This is a genomic window from Actinocatenispora thailandica (genome assembly GCF_016865425.1).
Lineage (GTDB): Bacteria > Actinomycetota > Actinomycetes > Mycobacteriales > Micromonosporaceae > Actinocatenispora > Actinocatenispora thailandica.
The window spans coordinates 2,296,255-2,321,505 of the sequence record NZ_AP023355.1; the positions used below are offsets into that span (position 1 = coordinate 2,296,255).

The following is a 25,251-nucleotide window of genomic DNA, read 5'->3' on the forward strand; positions in this document are numbered from 1 at the left end:
GAACCACACGGAGCATCCACGGCGGTGGATGGGTCGGGGTGGACGGCTCAGGCGGTGACGAACACCCGGCTGGCGACGGAGGAGGGCAGCCGCAGCTCCGCACCGTCATGGGTGATGGTCACGGTGTCGCCGTCCTGTTCGACGTGGACCTTCGCACCGGGGTCGATGCCCGCCGCATGCAGCCGTTCCAGCAGCGCCGCATCGGTCTGCACGCTCTCGCAGATGCGTCCCACCGTCACAGCGCCGCGCACGGTGGCACTGGCCAGGTTGTGCTCGTCGCCCGCGGCGGGCTCGACCGCGCCCGGGTCGAACACGTGCAGCCCCGGGATCGGGTTCCCGTACGGCGAGTGGGTCGGCCGGCCGAGCAGCTCGTAGACCCGGTGCTCGACGTCGGAACTCATCACGTGCTCCCACCGGCACGCCTCGTCGTGGGCCGCCTCGTACCGCATCCCGATCACGTTGATCAGCAGCAGCTCGGCGAGGCGGTGCTTGCGCATCACCGCGATCGCGTGCTCGCGGCCGACATCGGTCAACGCCAGATGCCGATCACCCTCGACCCGCAGCAGACCGTCGCGCTCCATCCGGGCGACCGTCTGGCTCACCGTGGGGCCGCTCTGGTGCAGTCGCTCCGCGATCCTCGCGCGCAGCGGGGCGACGCCCTCCTCCTCGAGTTCGAGGATCGTGCGGAGGTACATCTCCGTGGTGTCAACCAGATCGTTCAACACACCCTCCCGGGGCACCATGCTACCTGAAAATGATTGCGGAACACTGGGGTCGTGACGCCCATGACGACTCCCGGCACCGTGGTCGATCCCGCCTGGTTGCGGGCGGCCCTCGACCCGGCCGGATCCTCACCCGATTCCTACCAGTCCCCTCTGACGATCCTGGACGTCCGATGGCGCCTCGGTGCCCCCTCGGCCCGTCCGGACCATCTGTCCGGGCACGTGCCCGGCGCCGTGTTCGTCGAGCTGTCCAACGATCTGACCGGCCGGTCCGGTCCGGACGGCGGCCGGCATCCGCTGCCCGATCCGGACCGGCTGCAGGCGGTACTGCGAGCCGCCGGGGTCCGCGCCGACTCGACGGTCGTGGTGTACGACGACGGCGACGGGCTGCCCGCCGCCCGCGCCTGGTGGACGCTGCGCTGGGCCGGCCACGACCGGGTGGCGGTGCTGGACGGCGGCTACCGGGCCTGGCTCGCCGCCGGCGGCGAGGTCGAGACCGCGGTGCCGCAGCCGGTGCCCGGCGACGTGACCGTACGGCCGGGGCAGTTGCCGACGCTGGACGCCGGAGCCGCCGCCGCGCTGCCCGCCACCGGCGTCCTGCTGGACGTGCGGGCCGCGGAGCGCTACCGGGGCGAGCGCGAGCCGATCGACCCGGTCGCCGGCCACATCCCCGGTGCGGTGAACCTGCCGAAGACCGAAACCGTCGGGCCGGACGGCCGGCTGCTCGACCCGGCCAGCCTGCGGGCGCTGTTCGCGACGGCCGGGGTGCGCGACGGCGTGCCGGTCGGCGCGTACTGCGGTTCCGGGATCACCGCCGCGCACACCGCCCTGGCGCTGACCGTCGCCGGCTTGCGGCCCGCGCTGTACGTCGGGTCCTGGAGCGACTGGGTCGGCGACCCGAACCGCCCGGTGGCGACCGGCGACACGCCGTAGCGGCCGGCCGCGACGCCGGTGACCCGGCCGGCGGCGGGCGCGGCTCGCACGGCCGGATCCCGCGGACTCACGGCTTCGGATGGTCCCGGCCACCGCGCCGGGACAGCCGGCTGGCCCGCCACGACTCCCACCGCCTGGCGCGCTGCTGCTGGCCGCGCGTCGGCCGCAGCAGCGGGCTGCTGCGCGCCCACCACTCCCGCCCGTCGCGCAGCGTCCAGTTGCGGCCCTGCGGGAGCGTCCAGTGGAACTGGATGCTCAGCAGCCGCAGCCCGGCGCCCACCAGCACGCCGGCGGCCACCCCGAGCGTCGGCTGGCCCAGCCGGGTGCTGACGACGACCACGACGCTCGCCGCGAGCGCGGCGGCGGCGTACAGGGTGCCGCCGAAGATGGCCGGTACCCGGCGGATCAGCACGTCGCGCACCACGCCGCCGCCGACCGCGGTGATCAGCCCGAGCAGCACCGCCGGCAGCCAGCCCAGCCCGCTCTCCAGCGTCTTCTGGGCGCCGGCGACGGCCCAGAAGCCGAGCGCCAGCGCATCCACGAACAGCAGCGGGCGACGCCAGGCCGACCCCTCGACCTTGATCAGGAACGCCACCCCGGCGCCGGCCAGCGCGGTCAGCAGGTACGCGTAGTCGGTCAGGGCGACCGGGGTACCGCGTTGCAGCAGGGTGTCGCGGATCAGTCCGCCACCCGTCCCGGAGATGACGGCCAGGGTGACCAGGCCGACCACGTCCAGTCGCTCCCGGGCGGCCAGCGCGCCGCCGAGCACCGCGTTGGCGAACACCCCGGCCAGGTCGATGGCCCGGGTGACCTCCGACAGGGTGTCGGTGCTCAGCGCGGCCATCGCTCCGCCGCCGGGTCAACCGGGTCGGCGCGCCGCGTCAGCGGCGGCCCTGGCCCGGCTGCTGCGCCTGCAGGTACTGAGCCCGCCGCGGGGTGCGGTTGTGCTGCCGGTCGTTGCCGTTGGCCCGGGAGCTGCCGCCGTTGTTGCGGTCGATGCCCGGATCGGCGGTGACCGGCTCCAGGATCGTGGTGCTGTCGGTGAGCACCGCGGTGTCGTCGGCCGGGCTGGTCTCGGTGGCCTCGGTCGGCTCGTCCCCGGGCGCGGCGCCGTCGACCCGGGTCGGCTCGTCCGCGATGCCGTCGACCCGGGTCGGCTCGTCCGCCTCGGCGGCCGGAGCCTCGGTCGCGGGCGGCGTCTCCGGCTCGTCGTCCTCGTCCAGCAGCGCGGCGCTGGCACCGGTCAGCCGGGTCAGCGTCTCGCGCAGCTTGCCGATGTCGCGCTTGATCACCTTGCGCCGCTCGTCCAGCTCGCTGACCTTCCGGCTGGCCTCGGCGACGATCCGGTCGGCCTGCGCCCGGGCGGTGCCGAGGATCGCCTCGGCGTCCCGCCGGGCCGACTCGTTCGCCTGGCGGGCCGACTCCTCGGCCTTGCTGCGGACGGCCTGCGAGTGCTCCTCGGCCGCGGTGCGCAGTTGCTGGACGCCGAGTTCGGCCTCGGTGCGCACCTGCTCGGCGTACGAGTCGGCGTCCTGCCGGGTCTTCTGCGCGTACGCATCCGCGTCGCCGCGGACGTTCGCGTCGTGCGCGGCGACGTCGTGCCGGATCTGCTCCGCTTCGGTCTCGGCCGCGGTGCGCAGCTCCGCCGCGTGCTGCTCGGCAGCCGCGGTGGTCTGCTGGGCGATCTGCTCGGCCTCGGCCCGGACCCGGCTCGCGTAGCTGGTGGTCTCCTCCTTGAGCGCGCGCAGTTCCTCGGTGACCGCGGCCCGCTCCTGCTCGGCCTCGGCCCGCTGCGCGCTGATCTCCTGCTCGGTCTGCTCGCGCAGCTTGGCGGCGTGCTCCTCGGTGGCCGCACGCAGCGCGGCGGCCTGCTGCTCGGCCTCGGCCACCAGCCGCGTGGCGTGCTCGGACTTCTCCGCGAACTCGGCTTCGACCTGGGCGCGGTGCGCCTCCTCGGCCTCCTCGGCCTCGGCTCGCCGGGCGGCCAGTGCGGTCTCGAAGTCGTGCCGGGCCTGCTCGGCCTTCTCCTTGGCCTCGGCGAGCACCTGCTCGGCCTGGGCGCGGTTGTCCGCGATCTCCTTCTCGGCGCCGTGTTTGATCGCATCCGCCTCTTCCTCGGCGAGTGCGAGGATCTGCTCGACCCGGGGCCCGAGGTGGCGGTAGGACGGCTGCTCGTCGACCGCGGCGCGGCGGCGCAGGTCGATCAGCTCGGTCTGCACCTGCTGCAGTTGGCCGGAGGCCTGCTGCAACTGGGTGTACGCGTCGTTTCGTTCGGTGGCGAGTGCGGTGAGGTCGGCTTCGACCTGTGCCACGAACCGATCGACCTGTCGCCGATCGTATCCGCGCAGCACCATCTCGAAGCTCGCCTCGCCGCGCGAGCCACCGTCGGTCAACGAGAAGAGACCCTGTTCCCCGCCGTGCGCCATGGTCCCATCCTCACACGTGACGGCCCGTCACACACGGAAGGCGGCAGAGTGACGGGGGTCGCGTTTTGTTCGGCCTGCTGGATTCTGGTCGGCACACCCGCCTCGTGGCGGCCGACCCGACGAGAGTACACAGGCGTACCCGGACGGAAAAATCGCACCGGACGGGAGTGCCGTCCGGTGCGATTTTCCGTACTGGGAAAGGATTCTCAGCTGCCGCTGGTGGCCGGGATGCGCTGCGTCTGGTCGTCGCTGCCGGACTTGCCGCCGGACTTGCCGGACGACTTCTCCGAACTCGCTTCGGACTTGCTGTCGACGCTCTCCGCCGCCGCGGCCGCCGCGGCGGCCGGCGCGCCGCCGAAGTTGGCCAGCCCGCCCAGCATCTCGCGCAGCTGACCGAGCTGCGCGGTGATCTGGTCGCGCTGCCGGGTCAGGTCCTCCACCTCGCGGCGGGCCGCGGTGGTGGTGATGTCGGCCTCCGACCGGGCCTCCGAGGTGACCCGGGTGGCCTCCGCCTGCGCCTCCGAGAGCGTCTTGTCGGCCAGCGCCTTGGCCTTGTCGACCGTCTCGTTGGCGGTACGTTCCGACTCCTGCCGGCGGGTCTCGGCGCGGTGCTCGATCTCCTTGGCCCGGTCCTCGGCCGCCTTCGCCCGCTGCTCGGCCTCGCTGACGAGCTTCTGGGTCTGGGCGACCGCGGCGGTGTGCCGCTCGGACTCCTCGCGTTCGGACTTCTCCCGGCGCTCGGCCAGCTCCAGTGCCAGCGCCTGGAGTTCCTTGTCGCGCTTGTCCTTGGCCTCGGCGAGCAGCTTCGCCGCCTCGGCCCGGCGCTCCTCGGCCTCCCGCATCGCCTTGGCCCGCAGCTGGGTGATCTCGCGCTCGGCGGTCGCCCGCATGGTGGAGACCTCGCGCTCGGCGGTCGCCTTGGTCTCGGCGATCTCGTGCGCGGTGGCGGTGCGCTGCTGCTTGGTCTCCCGTTCGGCGTCGGCCCGCAGGTTGTCCGACTCGCGGCGGGCCTGCACCCGGGTCTCGGACGCCTCCCGCTCGGCGGCGGTCTTGGTCGCGGTGGCCTCTCGCTCCGCGCCGGACTTGACCGCCGCCGACTCGGCCCGCGCCTTGTCGGTGATCTCGCGCGCCTCCAGCCGGGCCGCGGACAGGATGCCCTCGGCCTCCCGCTTGGCCTCGGCGCGATGCTCGTTGGCCTGCTCCTCGGCGAGTCGCAGGATGTGCTCGACCTTGGTACCGAGTCCGGACAGCGTGGGGCGGCTGTTCTCCTCCAGCTGCTTGGACTGGTCGCCGAGCTTCTGCTCCAGCGCGGCGGTGCGCTGCTCGGCCTGACGCAGCCGGCGCTGCGCGTCGTTCATCCGCTGCTCGGCCTCGCCGCGGTTGCCCTCGGACTGGGCGAGCGCCGCGTTGAGGCGTTGCACGAAGTCGTCGACCTGGGCGCGGTCGTAGCCGCGCAGCACGACGGTGAAGTCGGGCTGGCTGTTGGCTTGCTCGAAGAAGTTCAGGGAGGGCTGCTGCTGGGCCATGGACACATCCTCGCAGACCCCCGGGCTGCCGAGGGAGGCCGCAGGTCCCGGTCCGTACGGGGGGAGAACGGCGACCACCGACGTTTCGGGGGATGTCATTTGTCGGTTTGCCGATGGTTGGTGGGGTTTTCCGGGGCCCGATGGTACTAGCCCTGGCTGTGCCGTGCCGATGGAGAAATGCCGGACTCCACTCCGGTGCCGCACGTCCGACCGGTGGGTGCCGGAACGGTACTGCTGTCCGGCGCTCGACCTGGTGGGTCGGCAGGACCATGCGGAGCGGCGGCGTCACCGGCGGTACGGTTCGTCGCGTCAGCCGACATAGTCCCCAACGTGTGGACGGGTGTCCTGGATCGGATCAGTGACCTTGGCCACCTGCATCCGTGTGCGCCACTTTAGGCCTGTGCTTCGGATTGCTCCACCCGTGCGGGCGGCGGTTCGTGCCACACCGCGGCGGGCACGGCGCAGCGTTCGGTCCGACACTGACAACGACCGGAAGCGCCAAAGGGGACGGCCTGACCGGTACCGGAACGCTCACCGCAGGCCGAGTCACGGTGCGTGATCGCCGGCCGGCTCGACCAGCTCGACCAGTACGCCGCCCGCGTCCGCCGGGTGGACGAAGTTGATCCGCGAGCCCGCGGTGCCCGGACGGGGCTCGTCGTAGAGCAGCCGCAGCCCGCGTTCGCGCAGCGTGTCGGCGGCGCGGGCGACGTCGCGGACGGTGTACGCGAGTTGCTGGACGCCGGGCCCCCGGCGGTCCAGGAACCGGGCGATCGAGGAGTCCGGCGACGCCGGCGCGAGCAGTTGCAGTTGGGCGCCGGCGCGGTCGTCGCCCACCCGCAGCATCGCCTCCCGTACCCCCTGGTCGGCGTTGGTCTCGGTGTGCACGCAGGTCATCCCGAACGTCTCGGTGTAGAAGGCGACCGCCGCGTCCAGGTCGGGCACCGCGATCCCGACATGGTCGACGCGCAGCACGCCGAGCCCGTCGTTCGCGCCGGGCGTACCGGTGGTGAGATGGTCGTCGACGGGGCGGGCGGTACGGCCGGACTCGTGTTCGGTGGGCATGTCGGTAGTCTGGCTGGTGAACGGTCGTTAAGCCAGCGGTACGGCCGGGCCGGCGCCCGCCGACCGCCCGCGGCACCGCGGTGTGAGACGTGGAGGGACATCACCATGACAAGCGTGCTCGTGCACGGCGCCCGTACCCCGATGGGCCGGCTGCTCGGCGGCCTGGCGAGCTTCCCGGCGAGCGCGCTGGGCGGCGTCGCCATCTCGGCCGCGCTGCGGCGCGCCGGCATCACGCCGGAGCAGGTGGAGTACGTGGTGATGGGGCAGGTGCTGCAGGCCGGCGCCGGGCAGCTGCCCGCCCGGCAGGCCGCGGTCGCCGCCGGCATCCCGATGACCACCCCCGCGGTGACGGTCAACAAGGTCTGCCTGTCCGGGCTGAACGCGATCGCGCACGCCGACCAGCTGATCCGGGCCGGCGAGTTCGACATCGTGGTGGCCGGCGGCATGGAGTCGATGACCAACGCCCCGCACCTGCTGACCGGCCAGCGCACCGGCTACAAGTACGGCGACGTGACGCTGCGCGACCACATGGCCTACGACGGGCTCACCGACGCGTACGACCAGGTCGCCATGGGTGAGTCGACCGACCGGTACAACGCCCGGCTGGGCATCGGCCGGGCCGAGCAGGACGCGTTCGCCGCCCGCAGCCACCAGCTCGCCGCCGCCGCGGTCAAGAACGGCGTGTTCGCCGAGGAGATCACCCCGGTGTCGGTGCCGCAGCGCAAGGGCGAGCCGATCGAGTTCGCCGCCGACGAGGGCATCCGGCCGGACACCACGGTCGAGACGCTCGGCAGGCTGCGACCCGCGTTCCTGCCGGACGGCACGATCACCGCCGGTACCGCCTCGCAGATCTCCGACGGGGCCTGCGCGGTCGTGGTGATGAGCAAGGAGAAGGCGCAACAGCTGGGGCTCACCTGGCTGGCCGAGATCGGGCCGTACGGCACCGTCGCCGGACCGGACAACTCGCTCCAGTCGCAACCGGCGAACGCGATCCAGCGGGCCCTGGGCCGGGCCGGCAAGAACGTCGGCGACCTGGACCTGGTCGAGATCAACGAGGCGTTCGCGGCGGTCGCGGTGCAGTCGAGCAAGGAACTCGGGGTCGACGCCGACAAGGTCAACGTCAACGGCGGCGCCATCGCGCTCGGCCACCCGATCGGCATGTCCGGCGCCCGGCTGGCGCTCACCCTGGCGCTGGAGCTGCGCCGCCGCGGCGGCGGGCTGGGTGCCGCCGCGCTCTGCGGCGGCGGCGGCCAGGGCGACGCGCTGCTGCTGTCGGTACCGGGGGAGTGACCGGTGCCTGACCGGTCGGTCGCGCCCCGGGCGACGGTGGCGCAACTGGTCGAGGCGGCGCGCGCCGGCCGGCCGCGCGCGGTCGCCCGACTGATCAGCCTGGTCGAGGACGGCGCGCCGGAACTGCGGGAGGTCGCCGCGGCGCTGGCCCCGCACACCGGCGGCGCCCGGGTCGTCGGCCTGACCGGCGCGCCCGGCGTCGGCAAGTCGACCACGACCTCGGCACTGGTCGGTGCGTTGCGCGCGCGCGGCGAGCGGGTCGGTGTGCTCGCGGTCGACCCGTCCTCGCCGTTCACCGGCGGCGCGATCCTCGGCGACCGGGTACGGATGCAGGAACACGCGCTCGACGACGGGGTCTTCATCCGCTCCATGTCCTCCCGCGGCGCCCTCGGCGGCCTGGCCGCCGCCACCCCGCAGGCGGTCCGGATCCTGGACGCCGCCGGGTGCGACACGGTGCTGGTGGAGACGGTCGGGGTCGGCCAGGCGGAGGTCGCGATCGCGAGCCTGGCCGACACCACCGTGGTGCTGACCGCGCCGGGCATGGGCGACGCGATCCAGGCGGTCAAGGCCGGTGTGCTGGAGATCGCGGACGTGTTCGTGGTCAACAAGGCCGACCGGGACGGTGCCGACGCCGCCGCCCGGGACCTGCGGGGGATGCTGGCGCTGGCCCGGCGCGAGCCGTACGAGTGGCGCCCGCCGGTGCTGCGCTGCGTCGCGGCCACCGGCGAGGGGCTGGACGAGCTGGTCGAGTCGCTGGACAAACACCGGGCGCACCTCGCCGAGCACGGCGAGCTGGCCCGGCGCCGGGCGGCCCGGGCCGCCGCGGAGGTACGCGCGATCGCGATGGCGCAGCTGAGCCGGCGGCTGGACGAGCTGGCGCCCGACTCCTCGACGAGCGCGCTGGCCGACCGGGTCGTCGCCGGCGAACTCGACCCGTACGCCGCTGCGGACACCTTGGTGAACACCCTCACCGACCGCTGAGCCGGGCCGCCCGCATTGCGGGGCGGACACGGGGACGTCACGGATCCGCCCGCCGGCAACGATCGGGTCACGGAGCCGGCGCCGGGCTGAACCGGCCGGGCCGCTCGCGGGTCGAGCAGTCAGGGCATGGCCGCGACCGGCGGCCGTGCGGTGCCGGGGAGGTGCGGTGGCTGCCGTCGGGGTGACTGTGCGCGGGATCCGATATCGCGCCGGCCGGTCGCTGGTGGTGTTCGTGCTGTCGGTGGTGGCTACCACCGCGGTGGTACTGGTCCCCGGCTACACCCTCGCCGCCGAGCGGTCCGCGCTGGCCGACCAGCTGCGGTCGCGCCCGGCGGAGTCGATCGGGCTGACGGTCACCGGTGACGGTCTGGACACGCTGGACGACGCCGCGAAGACCATGCTGCGAGACACCCCGAGGCTCGCGGCGGTCACCGGCCGCCGGTGGGCCGGCGCCTCCGGGACGGTGGGCCTGGCCTCGCAGCCCGACCTGCCGGACGCCATGGTGGCGTACCGCTCGGGGCTCTGCGCCCAGCTGCGGCTCGCGGCCGGCCACTGCCCGTCGGCCGGTGGCACCGGCCTGCTCGCCGAGGTCGGCACGGCCCGGCGGTACGGGCTGTCGGTCGGTGACACCGTCCGGTTCCACCGCGGTGACGGCGACGCGCAGGGCACCCCGGCCAGCCGGTACGTGCACCGCATCGTCGGCCTGTACCGGATGCCGGACGCGGGCGCGACCTACTGGTGGGGCGGCGGCTCGTTCGGCACCCTGGACACCGAACCGCTGCTGTCCAGCAACCCGCGCTCGGTCGCGTTCCCCGGCGTGCGCGACGCGTCCGCCGAGGTGGACATCGAGGTGCTGCCGGACGCGGTCTCGCTGACCGGCGCGAGGGCGCTGCGCACCGCGACCGTCGACGCCGGCGTCACGCTGGAGCAGGCCGGCTGCCACCTGAGTACCGGCCTGCCGGCGGCGATCGACGCGGCGGGCCGGGACCGTTCCGCGATCCTGTCCTCGGTACCGGTGGTGGTGGTCCCGCTGGTGCTGCTGTGCCTGTTCGTGCTCTACCTGGCGGTCGCCGCGGTGACCGAGGAACGCGGGCCCGAGGTCGCGCTGGCGAAGCTGCGGGGTTTCGGTGGGGTGGGTGCCGCGCGGTTCGGGCTGGCCGAGACGCTGCTGGTGATCGTGCTGGCGGCGCCGGTGGGGCTGCTGGCCGGGCTCGGCGGCACCGAGCTGCTCGCCGCCTTGGTACTCGCGCCCGGTACGCACGTGGCGCTGTCCTGGCCGGTGCTGGCCGCCGCCGGGTTGGCGCTGCTGGGCGCCGCGGCGGCGGCCGCGGTGGCGGCCCGGCACACGGTACGGGCGACGCCGCTGGCGCTGCTGCGCCGGGTGCCGGCGCGGGGCCGGTGGCGGGCGAACGTGCTGGAGGGCGCGATCGCGGCGCTGGCCGCCGCGGCGCTGTACCAGGTGCTGTCGGATCCCGGTTCGACGCTGGGCCTGCTCGCGCCGCCGCTGATCGCGCTGGTGGTCGGGCTCGCCGCGGCCCGCGCGACGGCGTTGCTGGCCGGCCGCCGCCGGATCACCGGGTCCGGGCGGGTCCGCCCGTACCGGCTGCTGGCGCGGGCGCAGCTGGCCCGCCGGCCGATCGCGCAGCGGCTGGTGCTGACGGTCACGGTCGCCGTGGCGCTGCTCGGGTTCGCCGTGGTCGCCACGGACGTCGCCGCGCACAACCGGTCGGTGGTGGCCGCGGACCGGGTCGGGGCGAACGCGGTGTACACGGTGCGCGCCGGCACCCCGCAGCAGCTGGTGACCGCGGTGCGGCAGGTCGATCCCGCCGGCCACAGCCTGATGGCGGCGATGCGGACCAGCGTGCACTACGGCGACGGCACCATGTCGGTACTCGCGGTCGACTCGGGCCGGTTGCCGGTGGCGGCCACCTGGCCCGGCCGCGACGCCGGGTCGCTGCGGGCACTCGTCGCCGCGCTGCCCAGCCGGACCGCAGCGCCGCTGGCGGTGCGCGGCCCGCTCGCGGCGACCGTGCGGGCCGGCGACGCGCCCACCGGAGCGCACGCGCTGACGCTGACCGCGCAGGTGACCGACGCGGTCGGCGCGGCCCGGACGATCGAACTCGGCACCCTGCGCGCCGGTACCCACTCCTACTCCGCGGCGCTGCCGGGCTGCGCGCGCGGCTGCCGGCTGGTGGGCCTGGGCATCTCCCGCTACCCGGGCGACTCCAGCCAGCTGCGGGCGCGGCTGGCGATCACCGCGCTCACCGATCACGGCACGGCGCTCGATGCCGGGCTGCGCACCGCCGGCCGGTGGCGGGCGATGGGTGCCGGCAGCCCACTCACCCCGGCACCGTCCACATCGGATGGACTGGTACTCGGGTACGACGGCAGCCAGGACGTCGACGCGTTGCTCGGCTACGCGAGCGTGCCGCGCCGGCTGCCGGCGGTACTGGCCGGCCCGGCGCCGGCGGACGACCCGCACGCGACCCGGTTCGAGTTCCCGGCGCTGGGCGGTACCCCGCTCCCGTTCACCGTCGTCGGGCACGACCGGGAGATCCCCCGTGCCGGGCGGCGCGCGCTGCTGACCGACCTGGGCGGGTTGCAGCGGCTGACCGCGGTGACCCCGGACGCGAGCGCCGACACCGTCCCGACGTACGAGGTGTGGGCGGGGCCGGGCGCGCCGACCGACCTGGCGGCCCGGCTCGCCGCCGCCGGCGTGCCGGTGACCGGCACCGCCACCCTCGCCCAGGCGCGGCACCGGCTGGCCCGGCAGGCGCCCGGCCTCGCGCTGCACCTGTACCTGGTGGCCGGTGTCGCCGCCGTCCTGCTCGCGCTCGGTGCGGTGCTGCTCAGCTGCTACACCGGCGCCGGCACCCGGCGGTACGAGGCCGCCGCGCTCGCCGTCGCCGGGGTGCCGGCGAGCGAGCTGCGCCGCGCCGTGCGGGCCGAGTTCCGTGCCGTGCTGGGCATCCCGCTGCTCGCCGGGCTGATGGCCGGGGCGGTGGGTGCGGTCCTGCTGCTGCCGGCGATCAAGCTGGTGACGGCGACCGACGCCGGGGTGCACCGCAGCTACGCACTCGGCCCGTACTGGTTGCCGGGCGCGATGTTCGCCGCGGTGGCGGCGATGCTGGCGGTGACCGTACTGGCCACCAGAATGCTGGAGCGCGTCGAGCCGGCGCTGCTCCGGGGAGGGGCACGCTAGATGCACACGTTCCGGCTGGCACTCGCCGGGCTGCGGTACCGCGGCGCCCGGTCGGTGGTGGTGGGTCTGATCGCGGCGGTCGCGGTGGCCGCCGCGGTGATCGGGCCGGCCTGCGCCCGCGCGGCCGAGCAGTCGATCCTGCTCGACCAGCTGCGGGCCGCGCCGAGTTGGCTGACCGGTTTCAGCGTCGAGTCCATCGGTACCGCCGGCGACCAGTCACCGGCGGTGGTGGCCGGTGGCAGCGGCAACTCGCCGTCGTCGGACGCGCTGGCCCGGATCCCGGTCGGTTACCTGACCCGGCACGCGGCACGGACCATGCAGTCGCAGCACTTCTACGCGGCGCCGATCGGCGGGGTGACCACGTCCGTGGCCCTGCCGGCGGTCTCCGGCGACCGCACCACCGGCCGGCTGGTGTACCGGCAGGGCTACTGCCGGCACCTGACGCTGGCGTCCGGGCACTGCCCGACCGCGGCCGGCGAGGTGTTGGCGAGCAGCCGCTCGCCGTACCGGCTGGGGCAGCGGATCCCGGTCACCGCGAGCGGCGTGTCCAGCGCCGACGCCGGAACGCCGGGCAAGACCACGGTGCGGGTGGTCGGCCGGTACCGGGTACCGGGTGGGTCGGCGGACTACTGGTTCGACCACGGCTACTTCGACGCCGCGGTCTACCTGGACCAGCAGGAGGAGGTCCGGCGGGTCGACGCGTTCTTCGGTGCCGAGGCGACGGTGCGCTCGATCGGCGTCGGCCAGTTCCAGAACGTCGCCGACTTCCGGCTGCTGGTCGAACGGGTCCGGCTGGACGACGTGCCGACGCTGAAGGCCCGGCTGGCCGCCGGCAGCAGCCGGATCGAGGCGGCCGGGTTGCGCACCAGCACGCCGCTGACCGGGGTGCTGTCCGATGTGGAGCACGAGCGCGGCCAGGTCGTGACCGCCGCCCTGCTGGTCGCCGTGCAGCTGGTACTGCTGTGCTGGTTCGTGCTGTTCGGCGTGGTGCGGGCGGCGATCGACGAGCGGGTACCGGAGCTGGCGCTGGCCAAGCTGCGCGGCCTGCCGAGCCGCGGCGTGACCGGGTTCGGGCTGGCCGAGATCGGGATGCTGGTGCTCGCCGCGACACCGGTCGGCGTGGCGGTCGGCCTGGCCGGCACCGAGCTGTACTCGCGGGTCGGTCTCGCGGCCGGTGCGCACGCCGAGCTGCGCTGGCCGGTGCTCGTCGCGGCGGCGGGAGCGTTCGCCGGTGCGTTCGCGGCCGCCGCGCTGGCCGCCCGGCGTACCGTCGCGACTCCGGTGATCGAGCTGCTGCGCCGGGTGCCGCCGCGCTCCGGCCGGCTGCGCGCCGGCATCGCCGAGGGCGCGCTGGTGGCGTTCGCGGTGGCCGCCTGCTACGAGCTGCTGACCGGCGCCGGGGGCGGCTCGGGCTGCTCGCCGGCGGGCTGGTCGCGATGGTGGCGGGGATCCTCGCCGGCCGGCTGGTACCGGTCGCGATGCGGCGCGGGGTGACCCGGGCCCGGCGGCGCGGCCGGATCGCCGCGATGCTCGCCGCGGCCCGGGTGGGCCGGCGCGGGCAGGTGCCCCGTACCGTCGCCCTGACCACGGTGGCCGTCGCCCTGCTCTGCTACGGCGCGGTGGTGTGGGATGTCGCCGGGCGCAACCAGGTCCAGCGGGCCGGTGCCGACCTGGGGGCCCCGACGGTCTACTCGGTGCAGGTCGCCTCGGCGCAGCAGTTGCGGGACGCGGTCCGCCGGGCCGACCCGTCCGGAAAGCAGGCGATGGCGGTGGCCCGCGGGCTGTACGGCAACGGCGCGAAGACCACCGAGGTCCTCGCGGTGGACTCGGGCCGGTTCGCCGACGTCGCGTACTGGCAGCCGTCGTTCGCCGACCGGTCGCCGGCGCAGCTGGCCCGGCTGCTGCGGCCGGCCGCCCCGCCGCTGCTGACCGTGCGGGACGGCACCCTCGGCGTCGACCTGACGGCCCGCACCATCAGCCCGGACCTCACCCTGGTGGCGCTGCTGTCCGACGACCGGCGCGGTCAGCGGGTGGTTCGGCTCGGCGGGCTGGCCACCGGCCGGCACCGGCTCACCGGGCGGGTCAGCGGCTGCGGCAGCGGCTGCCGCGTGGTCGGCTTCGACCTGTACCGCGGGCCGGACGCGCCGGCCCGGATCCGGGGGGATCTCACCCTGACCGGGCTGACCGCCGGTGGCCGGACCGTCGCCCCGATGAACCGGTCCGGCCGGTGGCGCGGGGTCGAGCCGACGATGGACCAGCCGGTCAGTACCGTCTCGGCGGCCGCCGGTGGCACCACCGTACGGTTCGACGCGCCCGGCGGTGAGGACCTGCGGGTGCTGCGGGTGGACGCGCCGTACCCGCTGCCGGCGGTGAGCACCGGGCGGATCGGCCGGCACCGGGGCCGCACCGCCGGCCCCGGGCTCTACGGCCTGGACCAGCCGTACCGGATCGTGGCGCGGGCCGAGACGGTACCGGCGATCCGCAACGGGCTGCTGGTCGACCTGACCTACGCGGACCGGTCCGCTCCGGACGGGTCCGCGCTGGAGACGCCGATGCGCTACCAGGTATGGGCGGCACCGGGCGCACCGGCGGGCCTTCGGTCCCGGCTGAGCGCCGCCGGCCTGACCATCACCGGTACCGACACGCTCGCCGCGCACCGCGCCCGGCTGGCCCGCCAGGGGCCGGCACTCGCGTTGCGGCTGTACCTGGTCGCCGCGTTCGTGGCGCTGCTGCTCGCCGCGGCCGCGATCCTGGTCACCGCGCACCTGACCGCCCGGCCACTGCGGTACGAGCTCGCCGCGCTGCGGGTGGCCGGCCTGTCCCGGCGGCTGCTGCGCCGGGCCGGTTGGCGCGAGTACGCGCTGCTGCTGGGCACCGGGGTCCTGGTGGGCGCGTTCGCCGGCGGCGTCGGCGCGGCGCTGGCGGTACCGCGGCTGCCGCAGGTGACGCAGACCGGTGGGCCGCCGCCGTTGTGGTTGCCCGGCCCGTGGTGGCCGGGCGGCGCGCTGGTCGCGTCGGTGCTGTTGTTGGGGTTCGCCGCGGCGGTGGCGGTCGGCGCCGCCGTCACCCGCGGCCGGCCGGAACGTCTCCGGGAGGGAGCCACGTGAACGAGCGAGCGAGTCAGGGGCGTCGCGGGTTCGTGCCCGCCGGGTGTTCCGGCCGAGCGGCAACCGCCGTGCACGAGGGGGGACGGGTGTGAGTACCGCCAGCGTCACCGAGGTGACGGGGATCGGGGTGACCTGCCGCGGGCTGGTCTACATCTACCGGCTGGAGGGCTACGACGTGGTCGCGCTGTCCGGCGTGGACCTCGACATCGAGCCGGGCGAGTCGGTGGCGCTGCTCGGCCCGTCCGGCGCCGGCAAGTCGACGCTGTTGTCGTTGCTGGCCGGGCTGCTCACGCCGGCCGCGGGCCGGCTGACCGTCGGCGAGCACGACCTGGCGCGCGCCGGTGCGGCGGAGTTGTCGTACCTGCGGTCCACCGACGTCGGGGTGATGCTGCAGGGCGCGATGCGCAACCTGTTGCCGTACGTGTCGGCGGTCGAGAACGTGCGGTTCGCGCAGTCCGGCGTGCCGAAGGCGCGGCGCTCCGGGCTCGCCGGCCCGCGTGAACTGCTGGACATGGTCGGCCTGGCCGGCCAGGCACACACCCGCCCGCCGGATCTCGCGCCGGGCGCCCGGCAGCGGCTGGCGATCGCCACCGCGCTGGCCAACGGCGCCGGGCTGCTGCTCGCCGACGAGCCGACCAGCCAGCTCGACACCGCGGCCCGGGACGAGGTGCTCGACGTGCTGTCCGCGGTGAACCGGGCCGGCCGGACGGTGGTGGTGGTCACCCACGACCCGGACGTCGGCGGCAGCATGGGTCGCACCGTCACCATCCGGGACGGCCGGGTCGGCGCGGAGGGCCGCCGCGGCGAGGAGTACTCGGTGGTCGGCCGGGACGGTTCGGTGCACCTGCCGCCGGACGTGCTGGACGAGATCGTGCCGGGCACGCTGCTGCGGGTGGAGCTGATCGACGGTACGGCGGTCCGACTGACCCCCGCCGAGGACGCATCCCGAGAGGAGTCGCGGTGAAACCCACCGACACCGACCGCACCGGCGATCCCGCCGGTACCGATCATCCCGCCGGCGGGGTCGACGGCGATCGCACCGGGCGCGACACCGGTGCCCCGAGAACGGCGGGCGACGTCGGCGGCCCGGACGGCGGGCAGCCCGGCCCGGATCCGATGGCGCGTTTCGATCCGGGCCCCCGCTATCGCGCCGAGGTCGGCGGTTACCGGGACGAGGCGGTGGCCGACTTCGGTGGCGACCGATCGGCCGCCACCGGCACCGGGTTCCCGGTCGCCCAGCGGTCCGCGCACACCGTCGGGCCCGACGGCGAGCGCACCGTCGGGCCCGAGACCGAGGGCGCGGTCGGGCCCGGCCCTGAGCGCCCGGTGGTGGCGGGCACCGAGTCCGGGGAGCGCCGGCCGGGCCGCTCCGGCGAGCCCGGTGCCGACGAGCAGCAGGACGCCCGCGCGGGCCAGGTCGTCGGCGTGGCGGACCTCACGATCAGCTACGGCGGCCATCCGGTACTCGCCGGCGTGACGGTCCGGGCACTGCCCGGCCAGCTGCTCGCGGTGACCGGCCCGTCCGGTGCGGGCAAGACGACGCTGCTGTGGACGATCGCCGGGTTGGTCGGCCCGGAGACCGGTACGGTCCTGCTGGACGAGGAGGCGGTACGCGACCGGGACCAGACCCTCGCCGCCGGTGTGGCGCTGATCCCGCAGGACAACGGCCTCGCCGCGATCCTCACCGCGCAGGAGAACGTGCTGGTACCGCTGCTCGCCGCCGGGGTGCCGCCGGACGAGGCGGCGGCCCGTACCGAGCGGATGCTGGCGGCGGTCGGGCTGGGCGGCCAGGCCGACCAGCTGGTGGAGGAGCTGTCCGGCGGCCAGCAGCAGCGGGTCGCGATCGCGCGCGGCCTGGCGGCGAACGCGCGGGTGCTGCTGGCCGACGAGGTGACCAGCGAGCTGGACGCGCAGAACCGGCAGCGCGTGGTGGAACTGCTGCGCGAGCAGGCGTGGCGCGGGGCGACCGTCGTGTTCGCCACCCACGACCCGGACGCCGCCGCGGCCTGCGACGCCGAGCTGCACCTGCGGGACGGCAAGGGCGACCTGGTCCGGGGCGGCGCCTGAGAGCGGTGGGTGCGGCCCGGACCGTCGGCGGCGGCCGTGCGTACCGTCCGGAGGTGATCGTTCCGCACATGGTGACAATTCGGTGATCTCTGCCGGTGGCCCTCGGCCGCGCCGGTCGTTGGACACTGACGTACGCGCGGGCGCGACCATGCGGGGACACGGCGTTGTCGGCCGTACCGGTGTGGCGTCGGGTGTCGTTCGTGTCACCCGATGGCCGGGCGACACTCGGCCCGGCCGGTTGGGTCGAGATGTCGGTGCCGGTACCCTCGCGTTCGCGTATCACCGTGCCGACGGGGGCGGGCAGAGATCATACGGAGAGGGCATGACCGAGACCGAAGCTGGGCGTAACGCGGGATCGCATGCGGCGGGACCGCGCGGGGGGAAGCCGGCGCACGCCGCGGACGATCCGGACCGACGGATGAACGGATCGGCTGCGACCGCGATCGCCGACCTGCCGATGCTTTCGGACAACGACTCGACCACGATCATTCCGCGCATCCCGGCCGATGGGCCGCCGCCGGCCGCGGCCGCACCGGTACCCGCACCGCGGCCGGGCCGTTCGCACGTGATGCGGGAGGCGGCGCCGGAGCCCGCGCCGGGGGCCGAGCCGGCGGGGGACCGGCCGGCGCGGCTGCGCGGGACCACCGCGGTGGCCGGCGACGTGGTGGAGAAGATCGCGGCGTTCGCCGCCGAGCAGGTCGACGGGGTGTACGACCTGGGCGGGGACGTGGCGCGGGCGATCTCGACGGTGCGCGAGTCGATCGCGATCGGTGAGGGCACCTCTCGCCGCGGCGTGCACGTCGAACTCGCCGAGCAGCAGGTGCGCATCACGCTGACCCTGGTCGTCCAGTTCGGCCACCCGGCGATGCAGGTCGCCGAGCAGGTCCGGGAGAACGTGATCGCGGCGGTGGAGACGATGATGGCCACCGACGTCGGCGAGTGCAACGTGATCATCGACGACATCCACGTCGAGGACTGAGGGGCGGGCCCATGTCGGTACTGGTGGCGTTCTCGGTGGCGCCGAGCGGGGCGGACGGCTCGGTCGCCGAGTACGTGGCGGAGGCGGTGCGGGTGGTCCGCGAGTCCGGCCTGCCCAACCGCACCGACGCCATGTTCACCACGATCGAGGGCGAGTCGTGGGACGAGGTGATGGACGTGGTCCGGCGCGCCACCGACGCGGTACGGGCCCGGTCGTCGCGGGTGTCGCTGGTACTCAAGGCGGACATCCGGGACGGCGTCGACAACGCGATCGAGACGAAGGTGCGGCGGATCGAGGAGCGCCTCGCCGACCGGTGACCGCCGCTGGTTACGGTGGGGCGGTGGGCAGAGAGCTGAACCTGCCGTTCGATCCGATCGAACGGGCCGGCGCGCGCTGGGAGACCGAGTTCGGCCCGAGCGGCCCGATGATGGTGGCGACCTCGATCATGCGGGTTCAGCAGTTGCTGCTCGCGTCGTTCGACGCCCTGCTGAAGCGCTACGAGTTGACTTTCGCCCGGTACGAGGCGCTCGTGCTGCTGTCCTTCAGCCGGGACGGTGAGCTGCCGATGCGGGTGATCGGCGAGCGGTTGATGGTGCATCCGACCAGCGCGACGAACATCGTCGACCGGCTGGTCGGGCAGGGTCTGGTGACCCGCCGGCGCAACCCGACCGACGGCCGCGGAGTGCTCGCCGCGATCACCGGCCCCGGCCGCCGGGTCGCGGCGGAGGCCACCGAGGAACTGATGGCCGCCGGGTTCGGCCTGGACGCGCTGGCCGCGTCGGAGCGTGATGCGGTGTTCGCGGCGCTGCGCCGGGTGCGGCTGGCCGCCGGTGACTTCACCGACGGGTGCTCCGGGCCGGGCGCGACGCCGCCCGGCCAGCGGGGCGGCGTCGCGGCGCCCCGGGCGACGACTGACCGAGCCAGCGGCCGGTCCACCAGCAGTACCGCCGACGGGTCGGCCCGGGTCGCCCGGGCATCGTCCGGCGGCCGGCCGCGCCGGCGGTCAGTCGCCCAGCAGCGCGTCGATGCGGTCCCGAACCAGCCGGCGGGCGAGCTGCGCGCGCCGCAGCCTGGCCAGCGGACCGAGCCGGACGGCTGTCTCGTACCGGCGGCGGTGGATGTCGGCGCACAGCCGGGCCGGCGCGCCGGTCGCGGCCAGCAGCCGCAGCGCCTCGCCCTTGCTGATCAGCCGGCCCTCGGCCAGGGTGACGCCCGCGCGGGCCACGGTGATCGGGCCCAGGTCGACCCACACGTCCCGCAGCCACCAGGTGGGGTGCCGGGTCGCCGGCCGCCAGAACCCGGCCAGGTCGGTACGGACGAAATCGCGCAGCTGGTCGTCGGTCACGTCCGGGATCAGCTCGGCCGGTGTCGCGCCGTGCAGCGTGCGGCCGCCGATCGCCAGCTCGCGCCGGGTCACCGGTGTCACCGGTCGCTCCAGCAGGTGCCGGTGTGCCCAGGTCAGGTGGCACTGCTCGGGGTCGGTGAGCTGGTCGCGGCGCAGGTACGAGCAGTGCAGCCGGTCGGCGAACGGCTCCGCGTCCAGCCGGCGGTGCAGCTGGCCGATCCGGTCGCGGTCGGGGGCGGCGTCGACGACCGCGAGCAGGTCGAGATCGGAGCGGCCGGGCTGATGGTCGCCGAGTGCGAACGAACCGTGCACCCACACCGCGACCGGCCCGACCTGCTCCCGCAGCGCGGTGACGAACCGGTCCAGCAGTGGTTGTACCGGCGAGGTCGGCATCCGGTCAGCATCGCACGAGGGAGTGGTGGGCGCCGGCCCCGATCCGGTGGGACCCCGCGCCGTGGTGGCCGGCGCACCGTAGGGTCTGGTGCGTGTGGCGTCGTCCGCTGGTGCGGCTGCCCCGCCGGGAACGGCCGCCGCTGGTCGAGGTGGGGCGGCGGGTGCTGCTCGCGTTGGCGTTGCTGTTCGCCTCGGCCATCGTGGTCTACCTGGACCGCGGCGGCTACCGCGACTCGGCCGGCGGTCCGCTGAGCTTCCTGGACGCGCTGTACTACGCCACGGTCAGCCTGACCACGACCGGGTACGGCGACATCGTGCCGGTCACGTCCGGGGCTCGGCTGCTCACCATCCTGCTCATCACCCCGCTGCGTGTCCTGTTCCTGGTCATCCTGGTCAGCACCACCCTCGCGGTACTGACCGAGCGGGGGCGCGAGCAACTGCGGGTTTCGCGTTGGAGGTCGTCGGTGCGCGGACACACCATCATCTGCGGGTTCGGTACCAAGGGCCGGGCCGCGGCGCGGGCGCTGCTGGCCGACGGGACCGACCCGCGGCGCATCGTGGTGGTCGATCCGCGGCAGGAGGCGGTGGCCGCCGCCGAGGCGATAGGCCTGGCGGTGGTGCAGGCCGACGCCGAGCGCGCCGAGACGCTGCGCCAGGCCGAGCTGGGGTCGGCGGCGTCGGTGCTGGTGACCGTGCACTCGGACAACAGTGCGGTGATGATCACCTTGACCGTCCGGCAGGTCGATCCGGGCATCGACGTGTTCGCCTCGGTGCGGGAGCAGGAGAACGTGCCGCTGCTGCGGCAGAGCGGCGCCCGCACCGTGGTGACCTCGTCGGAGACCGCCGGCCGGCTGGTCGGGCTGTCCGCGTGCAAGCCGTCGGTCGCGACGATCGCGCAGGACCTGTTCTCCTACGGTCACGGCCTGGACCTCAAGCAGCGTCCAGTGGCGCCGGAGGAGGTGGGCCGGCGCGCCGCGGATCTTCCGGACCGGGTCCTCGCGGTGGTCCGCGCCGGATCGGAGAAACCGGTACCGCTGCCGGCCGCGACGGCACCGCTGGCGGCCGGTGATGCCCTGGTGTTCGTCCTGTTCCCGGAGGCCTGACGGTACGGCCGACCGGGCCGGGTGGGCCGGCCGTACCGGCGTGCTCAGGCCAGGTCCGCGGCGGCCTGGGCGTACACGATCCGGGCGTCGGTCGGTGACTCCTTGAGTGTCCACAGCCAGCCGCTGTTGTGGTCGTACGACAGGTCCTCGCAGTACGGCAGGCTGCTGTCGATGTGCACCAGGTTGCCGGGCACCCAGGTGACGACGTCACCGCGGGTGCCGTTGCTGCGGCTGAAGAAGAACTTGGGGCCGATCCGGGTCACGCCCTGCACGTCGTCGATGCTGGGGGTGGCGGCGAAGCTCGCGTGCGCGAGACCGTCCGAGCCGGTCTTGAGCAGCCGGGTGGTGTAGTCGATGTCCCAGGCGAACACCCGTTTGCCGTCGCCGTTGCTGGCCCACTCCGCGACCACGATCGAGTCGGGGGTGGAGCTGCGGTCCAGCGAGATGCAGGACCACTGGATCGTCTGCTGCGAGTCGTACGCGGCGGTCTGGGGCAGCACGTAGGCGTAGTTGTGCGCGGTGTAGGTACCGTCGGCCTGGTGGCCGATCGTGGTCTTGTCGCCGGTGGCGGTGACCTTCATGATCCTGGTGGTGTCGAAGACCCGGATGCCCTTGCCGGTGTCGACCACGTAGAGCAGGTCGCCGTACCACATGATGCCGCCGGCGTGCACGTTGACGGCGCGGTAGTTGGGCAACCCGGCGCCGCCGTTGGCCTCGTAGTACGGCTCGACGAGCAGCACGTGGCGGTAGGTCGGCGCGTTCGGGTCGGCCATGTCGACGAAGCTGATCCGGACCCCCTTGCCGTCGGACGGGTTGGCGTGGTCGTACCAGGAGATCAGGATGACCTGGCGACCGCCGAACAGGCCGTCGTCGTGGTAGTCGGCGCTGGTGGTGATGCCCTGCGGCACCCAGTTCGGGTCGCCGTCGTCGCCGCTCTGCCACCGCCAGTCGGCGGGGAAGCCGGAGGTGGTGATCGCGAAGCCGGTCCGGTTGGCGGACGCGAGCACCGTCGACACGGCCGCGTACGGCAGCCCGCCGAGGGTGCGGATGTCGTCGATGACCTGGGTGTACGGGGCGGTCGTGCCGACCGTCGTGGTGGTGCGGTGCTTGACCGTGTACTTCTCCGGGTTCGGGTCGACCGGGTCGGCGGCGCTGGCCGCGCCGGGGGAGGCGGCGGTACCGAGTGCAGCGGCGACGGGGGTGACGGCGAGTCCCTGCAGCAGAGTACGTCTGGTGATCGTCATGGTGCCGAACGTAGCCAGATGGCTTTCCTCCCTCAATGAGGACGATCACGCTGTTTATTGTTGACAGTGCGGCTTTGTAACGTTAGGTCGAAGAGCTGCGAAACAGTGCCCGACCGGCGTGGCGACCCGATAGTTGGGCGTCCTAGTATCGTGGGCCTGAGGGATCGTTCAGGGACTTAGGGAGTGCTGATGGATTCGGCCGACATCGAGGCGGGCCGCGAACGCTGGCAGCGGCGCTACGACGCGGCGCGCAGGCGCGACGCCGACTTCAGCACCCTGTCCGGCGACGACGTCGACCCGGTGTACGGGCCGCCGCCCGGCGCCGACGTGCCCGGCTTCGAGCGGATCGGTTGGCCGGGCGAGTTCCCGTACACCCGCGGGCTGTACGCCACCGGTTACCGCGGGCGCACCTGGACGATCCGGCAGTTCTCCGGCTTCGGCAACGCCCAGCAGACCAACCAGCGGTACAAGATGCTGCTCGGCGCCGGCGGCGGCGGGCTCAGCGTGGCGTTCGACATGCCGACGCTGATGGGCCGCGACTCCGACGACGAGCGGTCGCTCGGCGAGGTCGGGCACTGCGGGGTGGCGATCGACTCGGCCGCCGACATGGACGTGCTGTTCGACGGCATCCCGCTGGCCGACGTGACCACCTCGATGACGATCTCCGGGCCGGCGGTGCCGGTGTTCTGCATGTACCTGGTCGCCGCCGAGCGGCAGGGCGCCGATCTGTCCACCCTGGACGGCACCCTGCAGACCGACATCTTCAAGGAGTACATCGCGCAGAAGGAGTGGCTGTTCGCGCCCGAGCCACACCTGCGCCTGATCGGCGACCTGATGGAGTACTGCAACGCCGAGATCCCGCGGTACAAGCCGCTGTCGGTGTCCGGCTACCACATCCGGGAGGCCGGGTCGACCGCCGCGCAGGAGCTGGCGTTCACCCTCGCCGACGGGTTCGGCTACGTCGAACTGGGGCTGTCCCGGGGGATGGACGTGAACACGTTCGCGCCGGGGCTGTCGTTCTTCTTCGACTCGCACGTCGACTTCTTCGAGGAGATCGCGAAGTTCCGGGCCGCCCGGCGGATCTGGGCCCGGTGGCTGCGCGACCGGTACGGCGCGACCAGCGAGAAGGCCCAGTGGCTGCGGTTCCACACCCAGACCGCCGGGGTCTCGCTGACCGCGCAGCAGCCGTACAACAACGTGGTGCGCACCGCGGTGGAGGCACTCGCCGCGGTGCTCGGCGGGACGAACTCGCTGCACACCAACGCGCTGGACGAGACGCTGGCGCTGCCCACCGAGCAGGCCGCCGAGATCGCACTGCGCACCCAGGCGGTGCTGATGGAGGAGACCGGCGTCACCAACGTGGCCGACCCGCTCGGCGGCTCGTGGTACGTGGAGGCGCTGACCGACCGGATCGAGCAGCAGGCCGAGCAGATCTTCGCCCGGATCCTCACCATGGGCGGCGGCGACGACGTCGAGCACGCCATCGGTCCGATGACCTCCGGCATCCTGCGCGGCATCGAGGACGGCTGGTTCACCGGCGAGATCGCCGAGTCCGCGTTCGCCTACCAGCAGGCGCTGGAGAAGGGGGACAAGCGCATCGTCGGGGTCAACAGCCACCTCAACACCGTCAGCAAGGAGCTGGACATCCTGCGGGTGTCGCACGAGGTCGAGGTGGAGCAGAAGGCGCTGCTGGCCCGGCGCCGCGACGGCCGGGACGAGCCCGCGGTACGGGCGGCGCTGGCCGAGCTGGTCGCGGTCGCCGGCGGCGACGGCAACATGATCCCGGCGATGCTCACCGCCTGCCGGGCGGAGGCGACGCTCGGCGAGATCTGCTCCGCGCTGCGCGACACCTGGGGTGCCTACACCGAACCCGCCCGCTTCTGACCGCTGCCGCCGGGCCGGACGTCGCCGGCCCGGCCGGCGCGAATCAGCCGCCCAGGCCGAGCGAGGCGGTGGTGGCGTTGCCGCCGCACAGCACCAGGCCGAGGCGCGCCTGCGGGCCGACCCGGTCGAGCACCCGCCGCGCGGCGGGCAGCAGGCAACCGGCGGCGGGCTCGGTCCACACCTTCGCCCGGTCGGCGATCTCCAACGTGCCGCGGACCGCGTCCGCATCGGAGACCACGAGGACATCGGTGACCAGCGCTGCCGCGTGGTCGTAGGTCAGCTGCGAGACGCGCGGCGCGCTCAGCGTGGACACCATCGAGGACAGCTCCACGTCGATCGGCCCGCCCGCCGCGAGTGCCGCGGACATCGCCTGCGCCCCTTCGGTTTCCACGCCCCAGACCCGTACCCCGGGGCGAAGCTCGCGCAGCGCCGCCGCGATGCCGGCGATCAGCCCGCCGCCACCGATGCTGACCAGTACGTCGGTCAGGTCGCCGGCGTCGTCGGCGAGTTCCAGCCCGACGGTGCCCTGACCGGCGAGGACCGCCGGATCGTCGAACGGGTGCACGGCGACCAGCCCGTCCGCGCGCAGCGCGGCGGTGAGCGCGAACGCGGCCGGCATGTCGTCGGTGACCCGTACCGTGGCACCGGCGGCGGTGGCGGCCTGCCGGGCGTGTTCCGGCGCCGTGCGCGGCATCACCACCGTCGCCTTGACGCCGAGCTCGCCGGCCATCACGGCGACGGCAATGCCGTGGTTGCCGCCGCTGACCGCGACGACACCGGCGCCCCGGTCCGCGTCGCCGAGCTGGAGCAGCCTGTTCGTCGCGCCCCGAGCCTTGAAGGAGCCGGTGCGCTGCAACACTTCCAGCTTGGCCGTGACCGGGACGCCGAGCAGTTCGGACAGGCCGGGGGAGGGCACCGTCGGGGTGCGCAGCACGTACGGCGCGATCCGGTCGGCGGCTGCCCGGATCTCGGTCAGTTCGATCATGC

The 25,251-nt window shown here is 74.3% G+C and carries 20 protein-coding genes and 1 pseudogene; 13 read left to right on the forward strand and 8 right to left on the reverse strand.

From position 1 onward, the window contains the following. Window positions 1-47: 47 nt before the first annotated feature. Window positions 48-743 (reverse strand): iron-dependent transcriptional repressor DtxR, encoded by a 696-nt coding sequence (locus Athai_RS10210; RefSeq protein WP_275422418.1) that lies wholly within the window; start codon window positions 741-743, stop codon window positions 48-50. Window positions 744-785: 42 nt separating this feature from the next. Here Athai_RS10210 and Athai_RS10215 point away from each other — a divergent pair, with 42 nt between their 5' ends. Further along, window positions 786-1,655 carry a sulfurtransferase gene (locus Athai_RS10215; RefSeq protein ID WP_203965480.1) on the forward strand — a complete coding sequence of 290 codons (870 nt, stop codon included), beginning with the start codon at window positions 786-788 and terminating at the stop codon, window positions 1,653-1,655. 67 nt (window positions 1,656-1,722) lie between these two features. Here the strand turns inward: Athai_RS10215 and Athai_RS10220 are convergent, their stop codons facing one another. The 4 genes from Athai_RS10220 to mce form a co-directional block, all read right to left on the reverse strand. Continuing rightward, window positions 1,723-2,499: a trimeric intracellular cation channel family protein gene (locus Athai_RS10220; protein ID WP_203961282.1), complete on the reverse strand. Its 777-nt coding sequence runs from the start codon at window positions 2,497-2,499 to the stop codon at window positions 1,723-1,725. Between the two features lie 37 nt (window positions 2,500-2,536). Beyond that, entirely contained in the window at window positions 2,537-4,081 is a 1,545-nt protein-coding gene (locus tag Athai_RS10225; protein WP_203961283.1) for a DivIVA domain-containing protein, read from the reverse strand. 206 nt (window positions 4,082-4,287) lie between these two features. After that, a complete protein-coding gene (locus Athai_RS10230; RefSeq protein WP_203961284.1) occupies window positions 4,288-5,607 on the reverse strand; it encodes a DivIVA domain-containing protein in 1,320 nt (439 codons plus the stop codon). A 546-nt stretch (window positions 5,608-6,153) separates the two neighbouring features. Next, the gene (gene mce, locus Athai_RS10235; RefSeq protein ID WP_203961285.1) at window positions 6,154-6,669 is read right to left on the reverse strand and encodes a methylmalonyl-CoA epimerase; all 516 of its coding nucleotides are present in this window, start codon (window positions 6,667-6,669) and stop codon (window positions 6,154-6,156) included. A gap of 105 nt (window positions 6,670-6,774) precedes the next feature. On the opposite strand from mce, the gene Athai_RS10240 reads away from it, so the two are divergent. The 10 genes and pseudogenes from Athai_RS10240 to Athai_RS35045 all read left to right on the forward strand — a co-directional run. After that, entirely contained in the window at window positions 6,775-7,959 is a 1,185-nt protein-coding gene (locus tag Athai_RS10240; protein ID WP_203961286.1) for an acetyl-CoA C-acetyltransferase, read from the forward strand. A 3-nt stretch (window positions 7,960-7,962) separates the two neighbouring features. Then, the gene (meaB, locus tag Athai_RS10245) at window positions 7,963-8,940 is read left to right on the forward strand and encodes a methylmalonyl Co-A mutase-associated GTPase MeaB (protein WP_203961287.1); all 978 of its coding nucleotides are present in this window, start codon (window positions 7,963-7,965) and stop codon (window positions 8,938-8,940) included. A 166-nt stretch (window positions 8,941-9,106) separates the two neighbouring features. Further along, the gene (locus Athai_RS10250; protein WP_203961288.1) at window positions 9,107-12,142 is read left to right on the forward strand and encodes a hypothetical protein; all 3,036 of its coding nucleotides are present in this window, start codon (window positions 9,107-9,109) and stop codon (window positions 12,140-12,142) included. Then, the gene (locus Athai_RS10255; RefSeq protein ID WP_203961289.1) at window positions 12,143-13,636 is read left to right on the forward strand and encodes an FtsX-like permease family protein; all 1,494 of its coding nucleotides are present in this window, start codon (window positions 12,143-12,145) and stop codon (window positions 13,634-13,636) included. Then, window positions 13,579-15,249 carry an FtsX-like permease family protein gene (locus Athai_RS10260; RefSeq protein ID WP_203961290.1) on the forward strand — a complete coding sequence of 557 codons (1,671 nt, stop codon included), beginning with the start codon at window positions 13,579-13,581 and terminating at the stop codon, window positions 15,247-15,249. The genes Athai_RS10255 and Athai_RS10260 overlap by 58 nt, the downstream gene beginning before the upstream one ends. Window positions 15,250-15,337: 88 nt before the next feature. After that, the gene (locus Athai_RS10265; protein ID WP_239156845.1) at window positions 15,338-16,213 is read left to right on the forward strand and encodes an ABC transporter ATP-binding protein; all 876 of its coding nucleotides are present in this window, start codon (window positions 15,338-15,340) and stop codon (window positions 16,211-16,213) included. Beyond that, complete coding sequence (locus tag Athai_RS35040; RefSeq protein WP_338028128.1) at window positions 16,210-17,316, forward strand: ATP-binding cassette domain-containing protein; 1,107 nt, start codon at window positions 16,210-16,212, stop codon at window positions 17,314-17,316. The genes Athai_RS10265 and Athai_RS35040 overlap by 4 nt, the downstream gene beginning before the upstream one ends. 418 nt (window positions 17,317-17,734) lie before the next feature. After that, the gene (locus Athai_RS10275; RefSeq protein ID WP_203961291.1) at window positions 17,735-18,295 is read left to right on the forward strand and encodes an Asp23/Gls24 family envelope stress response protein; all 561 of its coding nucleotides are present in this window, start codon (window positions 17,735-17,737) and stop codon (window positions 18,293-18,295) included. 11 nt (window positions 18,296-18,306) lie between these two features. Then, window positions 18,307-18,612 carry an MTH1187 family thiamine-binding protein gene (locus Athai_RS10280; protein ID WP_203961292.1) on the forward strand — a complete coding sequence of 102 codons (306 nt, stop codon included), beginning with the start codon at window positions 18,307-18,309 and terminating at the stop codon, window positions 18,610-18,612. Between the two features lie 128 nt (window positions 18,613-18,740). After that, window positions 18,741-18,920: pseudogene (locus Athai_RS35045) on the forward strand (MarR family transcriptional regulator); the annotation flags it as partial. A gap of 378 nt (window positions 18,921-19,298) precedes the next feature. Here Athai_RS35045 and Athai_RS10290 read toward each other — a convergent pair. Then, entirely contained in the window at window positions 19,299-20,033 is a 735-nt protein-coding gene (locus Athai_RS10290) for a nucleotidyltransferase domain-containing protein (RefSeq protein WP_203961293.1), read from the reverse strand. A 92-nt stretch (window positions 20,034-20,125) separates the two neighbouring features. Between Athai_RS10290 and Athai_RS10295 the strand changes: the two genes are divergently transcribed. Then, window positions 20,126-21,136, forward strand: coding sequence for a potassium channel family protein (locus Athai_RS10295; protein WP_203961294.1), 1,011 nt, complete (start codon window positions 20,126-20,128; stop codon window positions 21,134-21,136). A 44-nt stretch (window positions 21,137-21,180) separates the two neighbouring features. On the opposite strand, the gene Athai_RS10300 is transcribed toward Athai_RS10295, so the two are convergent. After that, a complete protein-coding gene (locus Athai_RS10300) occupies window positions 21,181-22,380 on the reverse strand; it encodes a hypothetical protein (RefSeq protein ID WP_203961295.1) in 1,200 nt (399 codons plus the stop codon). A gap of 189 nt (window positions 22,381-22,569) precedes the next feature. On the opposite strand from Athai_RS10300, the gene Athai_RS10305 reads away from it, so the two are divergent. Further along, window positions 22,570-24,264: a coenzyme B12-dependent isobutyryl-CoA mutase large subunit gene (locus Athai_RS10305; protein ID WP_203961296.1), complete on the forward strand. Its 1,695-nt coding sequence runs from the start codon at window positions 22,570-22,572 to the stop codon at window positions 24,262-24,264. Between the two features lie 43 nt (window positions 24,265-24,307). Here the strand turns inward: Athai_RS10305 and Athai_RS10310 are convergent, their stop codons facing one another. After that, window positions 24,308-25,249 carry a pyridoxal-phosphate dependent enzyme gene (locus tag Athai_RS10310; RefSeq protein ID WP_203961297.1) on the reverse strand — a complete coding sequence of 314 codons (942 nt, stop codon included), beginning with the start codon at window positions 25,247-25,249 and terminating at the stop codon, window positions 24,308-24,310. Window positions 25,250-25,251 lie beyond the last annotated feature (2 nt).